Consider the following 12,032-nt stretch of genomic DNA (forward strand, 5'->3'; position numbering starts at 1 on the left):
GCGAGAAGTGCGCGTACAGGGGTCCGCGATCCAGGTCGCCCCGTGCGCGATGAGTTCAGGAAAAGTGTTCAGCTTTTGAACACAAGAGCGTTGTTTCCTTCGGGTTCAGTTCACGCAACGAAGGAAGCGGGCCTCGATGAAGTCCGGTGTCCGAGGCCGAACTGGCCGAACTGGCCGGACTGGTCTACGGAGCCGAGTCCCCGGACGCCGAGGAGGCGCCGGCCGAGGGCGACAGCGCCTGGTACCGCATGCCGGGCCCACCGGGCTGGGGCGCGATCGCCCTCGCCGCCCTGTGCTACGTCCCGTACTCGTTCTGATCGGAGGAACCCACCATGTCCGGCCCGCACAAGGAAGTCTCCGGACTGGAGCGGAAGTCCGCGACCGCGGCCCGACTCCTTCAGCAGGAGGCCCGGCCTTTCAGCAGGAGGCCCGGCGGCATCACCCGATGCCGCCGGGCCCCTGCCCGTCCAGCGGCACCGCCCGGTCCAGCAGCCCCGTGCGGGCCGCGAGTGCCGCGGCCTCCAGCCGGGAGCCCACGCCCAGCTTCATCAGCACCCGCTGCACATGCGTGCGCGCGGTGCTCGACGCGATCCGCATCCCGGCCGCGATCAGCCGGGTGTCCTGTCCCTCGGCGACCCGCACCAGGACCTCGATCTCGCGCGGGGTCAGCAGCTCCAGCAGCCGCTGCCCCTCGTCGTCCGGCGCCGCGGCCGGGTTGAGCAACTCGGCGAAGGCGCCCTGGAGCAGCTGCGGCGCCACTGCGGCCTCACCGGCGCGCGCCTTGACCATCGCCCGCTCGACGCCCTCCATGCGCTCGTCGTGGCGGACGTATCCCGCGGCGCCCGCCGCGAACGCCGCCGCGATCCCGCGCGGGCTGGGCACCGGACCGAGCACCACCACGGCCACCTGCGGGCGCTCCCGCCGGATCCGTACGATCGGGTCGAAGGCACCGGGCTCGGCGGGCGCCGCGGTGCCGAACAGGCAGACGTCCGGGGCCCTGCTGACCACCAGCTCGGCCGCCCCCGCGGTCGGCGCGGCCGCCGCGAGCACCCGGTGGCCCCGCAGTTTCAGCGCCGAGGCCAGCGCCTCGGCGAGCAGTCGGTGATCGTCGACCACCATGAGCCGCACGCCCATCGAGCACACCCCCGTAGCACCGGCGCCAGGCCCCCCGGCCCGCCCTGACCCGGCAAGCTACACGCTTGTTCGACGTTACGGGCGTCTTACCGGCCAAAAGGCTTGGGATGGCCAACTCGGCGCGCTTTCAAGATCAGTTGACAGCCTGCCATGTTCGCCCGGACGTCGTTTCGATGCGCCTGCCGACCATTACCGTTCGACGACGGCAGCGTCCGGGCCGTCAGGTGTGCGCGGGGGTGGAACCGATGGACAAGCGCCACCCCCGCGCATACGGGGGCAGTTACTCCCTGCCGAAGCCGACCGCCAGGCGGCGGCTCTCGTCCAGGGACCCATGGGGCTTGCTCACCGTGGTGCTGGCCAGGTACAAGTGCCCGTCGTTGTAGAGGAATTCGGAGTAGTCCGGCGTGAAGCTGGTCTCCGCCTCGCGGACGGACCGGTCGCTCGGGTTCTCCATCAGCACCGTCTGCTTGAACGTGGCGCCGTCGATGGAGACGACCTGGCCGCCCTTGTCGTACGGGGGCACCCGGTACGCGATGATGTTGCCGCCGTCCATGCGGATCGGGAACATCGTGTAGCGCTCACCCGCGTCGGCCCGGTCGCTGGTCGGTTTGCCGGTCGTGAGGTCGAAGGAGATTATCTCGTTGGTGTCGCCGTACTCGCCGGTGCCCTCGTGGTCCTCGGTCGGCACGTAGATGCGGTTGTTGCCGACGGCCAGCTGGCTGCAGCTCTCGACCTCGGAGGAGTGGCACTGCGCGGCGTACTTCTCGCCGTCCGCCGCGATCCTGGTGAGCAGCTTGCCGGTGGAGGCGTCGATCGAGAAGAAGTCCGAGATGCCGCTGCCGTCACCGGCGGTGTCGCCGACGTCGGCCGCGACGACCAGCGGCTTGGTGGAGACGATGCTCGCGTAGTCGACACCGGGCGGCATCTTGTACGAGGAGATCGGGGCGCCGGTGGTCGGGTTCAGTGCCTGGATGACGAGCTGCGGGTCGTCGTACGTACCGCACTTGCGGACCACGGCGAGCGCGTCCCCGCCGCCGTAGCCGGCGTCGTAGCAGCCGTCGGTGGAGGCCTTGGGCTTCCAGCGCTCCGCGCCGGTGCTGAGGTCGAACGCCGCGCCGCCCTCGGTGCCGGCCGCGGCGACCGTGGTGCCGCTGAGCGTTATCCCGTCGTACCTGACCGGCTCGTCACCGCTGGTGGCGGCGGTCACCGACTTGCTCCACATCAGCTTGCCGGTGTTCAGGTCGAGCGCGCCGACCTGGTTGCACGGCTGGTACTTCTTGGCCTTGGTCGGCTTGCCCGCCTCGAAGACGACGGCCGTCTTGTAGTCCTTGGACATGTGCCGGGAGGCGGCGCAGACCTGGCCCGCCAGCGGGATGGACCACAGCTTGGTGCCCTTGGCCAGGTCGTAGCCGACGATCTCGTTCAGGCCGGCCTTCACGTACGCCTTGTCGGTCAGCCAGGAACCGTCGACCTTGGTGACGTCGTCGACCTTCGGCAACGGCAGCTGGAAGGCGACCTTGGACTTGGGGTCGGCCGGTGTCTTCTCCTTGCCGCCGCCACCGACCGCGCCGCCCTGGCCGCCGCCCTTGCCCTCGGCGGTGCCGCCGCCGGTCTGGGACGCCTCCTCCTTCTTCTTGCCGTCGTCACCGCCGCTGGAGGAGTACCAGACGCCACCGGCGACGATCAGCACGACGGCGACCGCCGCGGCGACGATGATCTGCGTCTGGGTGCCGAACTTCTTGCCGCCGTTCCCGTTGCCGTTCCCGTTCTGCTGCGGCGGGTACTGCTGCTGCATCGGGGCGGTCGGGTAGCCGTACCCCTGCTGGGGCGGCTGACCGGGCGGCAGGCCCTGCGGGAAGCCGTACCCCTGCTGCGGCTGACCGGGCACGGGCGCCTGCGGGTAGCCGTACCCGGGCTGCGGCGGCTGGCCCGACGGGTAGCCGTACCCGGGCTGCGGCGGCTGGCCCGACGGGTAGCCGTAACCCGGGCCCGGCTGCTGCGGCGGGCCCCCGGGCGGCGGGCTCTGCGGGGCGCCTGCCGGCGGCGGGGCCTGCGGGGCGCCGAATCCGCCCGCGGGCGGGGTGGCCGGCTGCTTGCCGAACGGGTCGGCGGGCGGCGGTGTCGGCGCGCCGAACCCACCCGGCGGGGGGTCCTGCGGGGCACCGAACCCGCCCTGGGGCGGCTCGTTGGGCGGCTGGGGCGGCTGCGTCATGGCGTACGTACCTCGGGGGGAAGGGAGAGTCGGTGAGTCGGGGCGGGCAGCGGCCGAAGGGGCTCGGGCCGCTGCCCGCCGTGAACGTCGGGCGCCGACGGGTCGGTTCCGTCCGTCGGGCGCCGACGGCCCGGTTCCGTCAGAAGTCTTCGTGAGCCGTCAGTTGCCGAAGGCCATCATGGTCTTCGTCTCCAGCTCTTCCTTGTCGTTGCGCCCGCTGACGGTTCCACTCGCGATGAAGGAACGGCCACCGGCGTAGACGATCTTCGTGTTGTAGAAGGTGCTCTCGATCTCGGACATCGACACGGGGTGCTTCAGCACCATCTGCACGCTGCCGCCGGTCGGTGCGAGGGTGGCGATCCCGCCGCCCTTGTTGTAACCCGCCTCCACGTAGAGCAGCACGTTGGCGCCCTCCATGCGCAGCGGCTTCACCGTGCGCTCGGCCGGGGCCGCGGCCTTCCACTTGGGCTTGCCGGTGTTCAGGTCGAACGCGACGACCTTGTTCGTACGGGCGAGGCCGCTGGAGTCCGGCGCGGTCGCGATGTAGAACGTGTTGGCGTCGGCGGCGACGCCGGTGCAGCCGTCCAGGGTCTTGACGAAGACGGCGAAGGCGCTGCCGCAGTCCGGCGCGAACTTGTCGCCCTTGTCACTGACAAGCCCGGAGCGGAACGAGCCGTTCTCCTTGAGCGAGAGGATGCTCCACCCCTTCTCCTTCTCCTTCTTCAGGGAGACCACCAGCGGGCTCACCGAGAAGACCCGGTCGATCTCCCAGCCGCGCTTGGGCCGGTAGGTCCACTTGGGCTTCCCGGTGGTCGGGTCGAGCTCCTGGATCTGGTGCTGCGGATTGTAGGGGTCGTCGGTGCGGCAGTTGGAGGCGGTGATCAGCTTCGGCCCGCCCGCGAAGGCGAACGGCTGGCAGTTGCCCTGCTGCTTGCCGAACAGCTCCTTGCCGTCGCTGACCCGGTAGGCGTTGGAGTTGCCGGTACGCCCGACCGCCACGGTGTCGCCGCTGATGGCGAGCGAGATGTCCGACATGATGTCCCAGATGCCGTTCTTCTTGATCGACTTCTTCCAGCCGACCGTGCCGGTGTTGAGGTCGATCATCTGGAGGTCCGCGCAGACCGCCCTGTCGGTGGTGCCGTTCTTGACCCCGATGACGATCTTGCCGTCGGTGGTGGTCTGCGAGGGTGCCGCGCACAGGTCGGCGGGCAGCTTCAGCGTCCACTTCTGCTTGCCGTCGGCCACGGAGTAGCCGGAAATGCTGCGGTACACGCCCTTGACGACGGTGTCGCCGACGACCCAGGGGCCGTACACGTCCGAGCCGTTGCGCGGCAGGTCGATGTCGTTCTTCTGCAGCCAGAGGACCTTCGCCTCGCCCGGCTTGCGGCCGGCGTTGAGGTCGTCGTCGCTCTCGCGGCCGTCGCCGTTGCCGTTGCCGTTGCCCTCGTCGACGGAGGGCGAGGTGCTCGGCTTGGCGTCGTCGCTCTTCTGCGCGACGGGCTTCTTGTCGTCACCGCCCCCGCTCGTGGCGATGAAGACGCCGCTGCCGATCACGAGGAGCGCGACGACCGCGGCGCCGATGATCAGCGCGGGCTTGCGCTTGAGGAGGCTGCCACCGCCGGGACCGCCCGGGCCGCCCGGGGCCGGTGCGCCGGGGTACTGCTGCTGCGGGTAGCCGTAACCGGGCTGCGCCTGCTGGCCGTACGGGCCGGGCTGCTGGTTGTACGGGCCCGGCTGCTGCGCCTGACCGTACGGGCCCGGCTGCTGGCCGTAGGGGCCCGGCTGCTGCTGGTTGTACGGGCCGGGCTGCTGGGGGTAGCCGTAACCGGGGGCCTGCCCGGGTATCTGGCCGGGGGCCTGACCCGGCATCTGACCGGGCATCTGACCGGGCATCTGGCCCGGCGCCTGGCCGGGGGGCTGGGGATGGCCGTAACCGGGCTGCGCGGGCGGCGCAGTCTGCGGAGCCGGTGGGGTCTGCGGCGGCTGGGCAGGCGGCGGGGTCTGCGGCGGGCCCTGGGGCGGCTGAGGACTTCCCGGCGGCGGCTCCTGCGGTGCGCCGAAGCCCCCCTGCGGCGGTTGCTGACTGGGCGGCTGGGTCATCAGCACGTCCCCCTTCGTGCGGTCCGGTGCCCGTTCCGGTCTCCCCCGCGATTCCGCGGAGTTCGAAGGGGTCGACGAGACCCCTGAACTCCACGGAAAGGAGCGAATCGGGCATGGATCCCGCAGTGTTACGACAGTCGAGCGGGGCTTCTTTGTACCACCCGCATCACCACGGACACCGGGTCGGTCCACCCCCTGTTCCCAAGGGAGAACCGCCCCGTGATGCCCCCGTTACGCCTCTGCCCGTCAACTGCCGAAAGCCACCATCGACTTCATCCACTTCTCGTCGTCGTCACCGATCCCGCTGAGCGTCGCGTGCATAAGAAAACTGCGCCCGTCGAGATAGGCGACCCGGGAATCGAAGAAGTCCCGTTCGACCTTCGCGGCCGACGCCGGGTGCCGCAGCACCATCTGCGGCGTACCGCCGGCCTGCGGGAGGGACGCGATGCCGCCGCCCTTGTTCTTCCCCGCCGCCAGATACATCAGCAGCCTGCCGCCCTCCACCCGCATCGGCATCAGGGTCTGACCGGCCGGCGCCGCGGCCTTCCACCTGGCCCGGCCGGTGTTCAGGTCGAAGGCGACGACCGCGTTGGTGGGGGCGGCGGCGTCCTCGTCGGGCTTGGTCGCCAGATAGACCGTGCGGTCGTCGGCCGCCACCCCGAGGCAGTTGTCGAGGTTCTTGCCCTCGGTGAGGAGGTCACCGCCGCACTTCGTCGCGTAGTTGCCGGTGCCGCCGATCAGTTGGGAACGGTAGGTGCCGTTCTCGTTGAGCACGATAATGGCCCATTCGTCGTCCTGCTTCAGCGAGACGACCAGCGGGCTGACGGAGTAGAACTGCGCGACCTCCCACCCCTTCTTGACCTTGTACGTCCACCGCACCTTGCCGGTGGCCGGGTCGATCCGCTGTACCTGCTGCTCCTTGTGGTCGTCGGCCGCCGTCTGGCAACTGGTGGCGGCGATCGCCACGGGCCCGCTCGCGAAGCCGAACGGCTGGCAGTTGCCCGGCAGTTCCCCGAAGAGCACCTTGCCGTCGCTGACCCGGAAGGCATCCGTCCTGCTGGTGCGGCCCACGGTCACGGTGTCCCCGTTGATCGCCATCGAGACATCGGAGAGCAGATCCCAGGTGCCCTGGCGCTTGTACGTCTTGCGCCAGCCGGCCTTGCCGGTCGTGAGGTCCACCATCTGGAGCGAGTTGCAGAGCGCGTCGTCCGCGGTGCCGGTCTTGATCCCGAGGACGATCCTGCCGTCGGCGGTGGGCTGCGAGGGCGCCGCGCACAGATCCGCCGGCATGCGAAGGCTCCACTTCTGCCCGCCGTCGGTGACCGAATAGCCGGAGACCGTGTGGTACATGGCCTTGACGATGGTGTCGCCGACGATCCAGGGGCCGTACACGTCCGAGCCGTTGCGCGGCAGGTCGACGCCGCCCTCCTGGAGCCAGAGGACCTTCGCCTCGCCCGGCTCGCGCTTGGCGTTGAGCGCGTCGGCCTCCGCGCGGAGGTCGTGCGCACCCTGGCCCTGCCCCTGGCCCTTGCCGTCGCTCCCGTCGCCGGTGGAACTCGGGCCGGGACCGGCGCTCGCCTTCGCCGTGGGCTTCGACGCGCCGTCGCCTCCGCTCGTGGCGAACCAGACGCCACCGCCGGCCAGCAGCACCACGGCGAGCACGGCGCCCAGGACCGCCCCGCGCCTGCCCCGGAAAAGACCTGCGCCCCCGGGCTGCGACTGCGGGTGCTGCGGGTGCTGTGGTGGCGGTGGCGGTGGCGGTGGCGGAGCACCGTAGCCGGGCTGCGGCTGAGCCTGGTAGCCGTACGGACCGGGCTGCGTGGGCGCGTTGTACGGCCCGGGCTGCGTGGGCGCGTTGTACGGCCCCGGCTGCGTGGGCGCGTTGTACGGTCCCGGCTGTACGGGCGGCACCCCGTACGGCCCCGGCGGCGGATCGTACGGGGCGCCGAAGTCTCCCTGCGGCGGTTGCTGGCCGGGCGGCTGGGTCATCAGCACGTCCCCCTTCGTGCGGACCAAATCCGGCACCTGCACCTGCACCTGCACCGGGCAAGGCTTCTTTCTACCACCCGCCCCTTAAGCCCCACAGGTCACACCGGTCGCACCAGTCACACCGCGGGCACTGCAGGCACCGCAGCGATCAGGCGTCCTCGGCCAGTTCCAGCCAGCGCATCTCCAACTCATCGCGCTCCGCGACCAGTTCGCGTAGTTCCGCGTCCAGCTTCGCGACCTTCTCGAAGTCCGTGGCGTTGTCCGCGATCTGTGCGTGCAGCGCGGTCTCCCGCGTCGACACCTTGTCGAGCTGCCGCTCCACCTTCTGCAGTTCCTTCTTCGCCGCACGTGCGGCCTGCGGGGAGACGGTCGCGGCCGGCGCGGCCTTCTCCTTGGCCGCGGGTGCGGCGGAGGGCGTGGCCTCCTCCTCCATCCGCTGCCTGCGCTCCAGGTACTCGTCGATCCCGCGCGGCAGCATCCGCAGCGTGCGGTCGCCGAGCAGCGCCATCACGCGGTCCGTGGTGCGCTCGATGAAGAACCGGTCGTGGGAGATCACGATCATCGACCCGGGCCAGCCGTCGAGGAGGTCCTCCAGCTGGGTCAGGGTCTCGATGTCGAGGTCGTTGGTGGGCTCGTCGAGGAAGAGGACGTTCGGCTCGTCCATCAGCAGACGCAGGATCTGGAGCCGGCGCCGCTCACCGCCGGAGAGGTCGCCGACCGGGGTCCACTGCTTCTCCTTCGAGAAGCCGAACTGCTCGCAGAGCTGGCCCGCGGTCATCTCCCGGCCCTTGCCGAGGTCGACCCGGTCCCGTACCTGCTGCACCGCTTCGAGCACCCGCAGGTTCGGGTTCAGCTCCTGGACCTCCTGGGAGAGGTAGGCGAGCCTGACGGTCCTGCCGACGACGACCTTCCCGGCGGCGGGCTGGGTGTCGCCCTGCGTACGGGCCGCCTCGGCGAGCGCCCGCAGCAGCGAGGTCTTGCCCGCGCCGTTGACCCCGACCAGGCCGATCCGGTCGCCGGGGCCGAGCTGCCAGGTGAGGTGGGTGAGCAGTGTCTTGGGGCCCGCCTGGACGGTCACGTCCTCCAGGTCGAAGACGGTCTTGCCGAGCCGCGCGTTGGCGAACTTCATCAGCTCGCTGGTGTCGCGCGGCGGCGGCACGTCGGCGATCAGTTCGTTGGCCGCCTCGATGCGGTAGCGCGGCTTGGAGGTACGGGCGGGGGCGCCGCGGCGCAGCCAGGCCAGCTCCTTGCGCATCAGGTTCTGCCGCTTGGACTCCTCGGTCGCGGCGATCCGCTCCCGTTCGGCCCGGGCGAAGACGTAGTCGCTGTAGCCGCCCTCGTACTCGTGGACCGTGCCGCGCTGGACGTCCCACATGCGCGTACAGACCTGGTCGAGGAACCAGCGGTCGTGGGTGACGCAGACGAGCGCCGAACGTCGTACCCGCAGATGGCCGGCCAGCCAGGAGATGCCCTCGACGTCGAGGTGGTTGGTCGGCTCGTCGAGGACGATCAGGTCCTGTTCGGCGATGAGCAGCTTGGCCAGCGCGATGCGGCGCCGCTCACCGCCGGAGAGCGGCGCGATGACGGTGTCCAGGCCGTGCTCGAAGCCCGGCAGGGCGAGCCCGCCGAAGAGCCCGGTGAGCACATCGCGGATCTTGGCACTGCCCGCCCACTCGTGGTCGGCGAGGTCGCCGATCACCTCGTGGCGAATGGTCGCCTCCGGGTCGAGCGAGTCGTGCTGGGTCAGGACGCCGAGGCGCAGCCCACCACTGTGGGTGACGCGGCCGCTGTCCGCCTCCTCCAGCCTGGCGAGCATCCGGATGAGGGTCGTCTTGCCGTCGCCGTTACGGCCCACGACACCGATCCGGTCCCCCTCGGACACTCCGAGGGACACGCCGTCGAGCAGGGCACGGGTGCCGTACACCTTGCTGACCTGCTCGACATTGACCAGATTGACGGCCATTTCACTCCTGCCCGGGGGGATCGATCGACTTCCCAGGGTACGGGGCCCGGGGGCGGGATTCCGCGGGCGGCCTTGTCTTCCAGCCGCCTCAGACGTACGCTTTTCTGTACGTACAGCTTCCTGTACATGGACCCACGCCGGGAGGCGAGTATGCGCACCATGACCTACACGGAATCGCGCGCCAAGTACGCGGAGACCCTGAGTGCTGTTGTCAACGACCGCGAAGAAGTCATAGTGACGCGCGCCGGCCACGAGCCCGTGGTAATCGTGGCGCTCGATGAGTACGAGTCCATGAAGGAGACGGCCTACCTGTACCGCAGCCCCGAGAACGCGCGTCGCGTCCTGGCGGCGATCGACGACCTTGAGAACGGTGGCGGCACGGTACGGGAGCTCCTTGAATGAAGCTCGTCGTGCACGATCTCGCATGGACGGACTACGTGTGGTGGCAGACCCAGGACCGGAAGATCCTCAAGCGGATCAATGCCTTGCTCCAGGACATCGTCCGCAACGGAAACGAAGGCATCGGTAAACCGGAACCCTTGCGGCACGATTTCCACGGGTACTGGTCCCGCAGGATCAGCGAGGAACACCGACTCATCTACCGCGTGATCGAGGACGAGGTACGTATCGTCTCGTGCCGCTACCACTACGGCCGCTGAATCGTCGCCCCCGGCGCCGGGGAGACCGCGGCCCGGGCGTTGCGGCACGTTCCCGAGGTGATCAGCGCCTCGGCCACCTTCCGCGCCGACTCCTCGTCGGCCACCAGGAACGCGGTGGTCGGCCCGGAGCCCGAGACCAGGGCGGCCAGGGCACCGGCCCCGGTGCCCGCGGCGAGGGTGTCGGCCAGCGAGGGGCGCAGGGAGAGCGCGGCGGGCTGGAGGTCGTTGCTCAGGGCGCCCGCGAGGGCGGCGGTGTCACCGGCCCCCAGCGCGTCCAGGAGTGCGGTGGACGCGGCGGGGTCCGGGACGTCCGTACCGGCCGTGAGCCGGTCGAACTCGCCGTAGACGGCCGGGGTGGAGAGCCCGCCGTCGGCGACCGCGAAGACCCAGTGGAAGGTTCCGCCGACCTCGATCGGGGTCAGCCGCTCGCCGCGGCCGACGCCGAGGGCCGCGCCGCCGACGAGGCTGAACGGCACGTCGCTGCCCAGCTCCGCGCAGATGGCGAGGAGCTCTTCCCGGGTGGCGCCGGTGGACCAGAGGGCGTCGCAGGCCAGCAGGGCGGCGGCACCGTCGGCGCTGCCGCCCGCCATGCCGCCCGCGACGGGGATGTCCTTGGCGATGTGGATGTGCACATCGGGTGCGATGCCGTGCCGTTCGGCCAGTGCGATCGCGGCGCGGGCGGCGAGGTTCGTCGCGTCCGGCGGGACCTTCGCGGCGTCCGGGCCCGAGCAGGTGATGCGCAGCTCGTCGGCGGGGGTGACGGTGACCTCGTCGTACAGGCCGACGGCGAGGAAGACATTGGCCAGGTCGTGGAAGCCGTCGGGGCGCGGGGCGCCGACCGCGAGCTGGACATTGACCTTGGCCGGTACGCGGACAGTGACGCTCACTCGCCCCTCCCGGAGGGCTCGTTACGGACGTTCCCCGCGGACTCGTCACGGGCGTTCCCGGCGGGCTTGCTCCCGGCAGGCTTGCTCCCGGCAGGCTTGCTCCCGGCAGGCTCGTTCCCGGCGGGCTCGTTCCCGGCAGGCTTGCTCCCGGCAGGCTTGTTCTCGGCGATGGCGGCGAACTCCTCGACCGTCAGCGCCTCGCCGCGGGCCTGCGGCGAGATCCCGGCAGCGACCAGCGCCGCTTCGGCGGCGGGCGCGGAGCCCGCCCAGCCGGCCAGGGCCGCCCGCAGCGTCTTGCGGCGCTGGGCGAACGCCGCGTCGACGACCGCGAAGACCTCGGCCCTGCTCGCGCTCGTCCTGATCGGCTCGGTGCGCCGGACCAGCGACACCAGACCGGAGTCGACGTTCGGGGCGGGCCAGAAGACGTTGCGGCCGATGGAACCGGCCCGCTTGACGTCCGCGTACCAGTTGGCCTTCACCGACGGCACGCCGTAGACCTTGTTGCCCGGCCGGGCGGCCAGCCGGTCGGCGACCTCGGCCTGGACCATGACGAGGGTCCGCTCGATCGACGGGAACCGTTCCAGCATCGTCAGCAGGACCGGCACGGCGACGTTGTACGGAAGGTTCGCGACCAGCGCGGTCGGCGCCGGGCCCGGCAGCTCCCGTACCAGCATCGCGTCGGAGTGCACCAGCGTGAACCGGTCGGCGCGCCCCGGCATCCGGGCGGCGACCGTGGCCGGCAGGGCGCCCGCCAGCACGTCGTCGATCTCGACGGCGACGACCCGGTCCGCCGCCTCCAGCAGCGCCAGGGTCAACGAGCCGAGCCCGGGACCGACTTCGACGACGACGTCGTCCGGGCGGACTTCCGCCGTCCGCACGATCCGGCGGACCGTGTTGGCGTCGATGACGAAGTTCTGACCGCGCTGTTTGGTCGGGCGTACGCCCAGCTCGGCGGCCAGCTCGCGGATGTCTGCGGGGCCCAGGAGGGCATCGGGCTCAGTGGTGCTCACCCGGTAAGCGTACGGCCGCGGCGCGGCCGGGGGCTCGCGCCCGTCCGGCGCACGGCTTCTCCGGCCGGGCGCCGGGCT

At 70.9% G+C, this 12,032-nt stretch carries 10 protein-coding genes; 3 read left to right on the forward strand and 7 right to left on the reverse strand.

What is annotated here, in order from left to right; all coding sequences use genetic code 11:
- Window positions 1–146 precede the first annotated feature (146 nt).
- Window positions 147–317 carry a hypothetical protein gene (locus tag ACFVV1_RS06860; RefSeq protein ID WP_389986399.1) on the forward strand — a complete coding sequence of 57 codons (171 nt, stop codon included), beginning with the start codon at window positions 147–149 and terminating at the stop codon, window positions 315–317.
- 121 nt (window positions 318–438) lie between these two features.
- Here the strand turns inward: ACFVV1_RS06860 and ACFVV1_RS06865 are convergent, their stop codons facing one another.
- The 5 genes from ACFVV1_RS06865 to ACFVV1_RS06885 all read right to left on the reverse strand — a co-directional run bounded on the left by ACFVV1_RS06865 (window position 439) and on the right by ACFVV1_RS06885 (window position 9,398).
- On the reverse strand, window positions 439–1,134 hold the full coding sequence (locus ACFVV1_RS06865) for a LuxR C-terminal-related transcriptional regulator (RefSeq protein ID WP_389985562.1): 696 nt from the start codon (window positions 1,132–1,134) through the stop codon (window positions 439–441).
- A gap of 280 nt (window positions 1,135–1,414) precedes the next feature.
- The gene (locus ACFVV1_RS06870) at window positions 1,415–3,346 is read right to left on the reverse strand and encodes a PQQ-binding-like beta-propeller repeat protein (RefSeq protein WP_389985565.1); all 1,932 of its coding nucleotides are present in this window, start codon (window positions 3,344–3,346) and stop codon (window positions 1,415–1,417) included.
- A gap of 159 nt (window positions 3,347–3,505) precedes the next feature.
- On the reverse strand, window positions 3,506–5,446 hold the full coding sequence (locus ACFVV1_RS06875) for a PQQ-binding-like beta-propeller repeat protein (RefSeq protein ID WP_389985568.1): 1,941 nt from the start codon (window positions 5,444–5,446) through the stop codon (window positions 3,506–3,508).
- A gap of 246 nt (window positions 5,447–5,692) precedes the next feature.
- Window positions 5,693–7,435, reverse strand: coding sequence for a PQQ-binding-like beta-propeller repeat protein (locus ACFVV1_RS06880; protein ID WP_389985571.1), 1,743 nt, complete (start codon window positions 7,433–7,435; stop codon window positions 5,693–5,695).
- Between the two features lie 148 nt (window positions 7,436–7,583).
- Window positions 7,584–9,398 (reverse strand): ABC-F family ATP-binding cassette domain-containing protein, encoded by a 1,815-nt coding sequence (locus ACFVV1_RS06885; protein WP_389985574.1) that lies wholly within the window; start codon window positions 9,396–9,398, stop codon window positions 7,584–7,586.
- Between the two features lie 150 nt (window positions 9,399–9,548).
- On the opposite strand from ACFVV1_RS06885, the gene ACFVV1_RS06890 reads away from it, so the two are divergent.
- Both ACFVV1_RS06890 and ACFVV1_RS06895 read left to right on the forward strand, forming a co-directional pair.
- Entirely contained in the window at window positions 9,549–9,800 is a 252-nt protein-coding gene (locus ACFVV1_RS06890) for a type II toxin-antitoxin system Phd/YefM family antitoxin (RefSeq protein ID WP_389985577.1), read from the forward strand.
- A complete protein-coding gene (locus ACFVV1_RS06895) occupies window positions 9,797–10,057 on the forward strand; it encodes a Txe/YoeB family addiction module toxin (RefSeq protein ID WP_389985580.1) in 261 nt (86 codons plus the stop codon). Before ACFVV1_RS06890 ends, ACFVV1_RS06895 begins: the two co-directional genes overlap by 4 nt.
- Here ACFVV1_RS06895 and ACFVV1_RS06900 read toward each other — a convergent pair.
- Window positions 10,045–10,944, reverse strand: a complete 900-nt coding sequence (locus tag ACFVV1_RS06900; protein WP_389985583.1) for a 4-(cytidine 5'-diphospho)-2-C-methyl-D-erythritol kinase — start codon at window positions 10,942–10,944, stop codon at window positions 10,045–10,047. The genes ACFVV1_RS06895 and ACFVV1_RS06900 overlap by 13 nt on opposite strands.
- Window positions 10,941–11,954, reverse strand: a complete 1,014-nt coding sequence (gene rsmA / locus ACFVV1_RS06905; protein ID WP_389985586.1) for a 16S rRNA (adenine(1518)-N(6)/adenine(1519)-N(6))-dimethyltransferase RsmA — start codon at window positions 11,952–11,954, stop codon at window positions 10,941–10,943. The genes ACFVV1_RS06900 and rsmA overlap by 4 nt, the downstream gene beginning before the upstream one ends.
- Window positions 11,955–12,032: the final 78 nt, after the last annotated feature.

Source organism: Streptomyces sp. NPDC058092, from assembly GCF_042884935.1.
Taxonomy (GTDB): Bacteria; Actinomycetota; Actinomycetes; order Streptomycetales; family Streptomycetaceae; genus Streptomyces.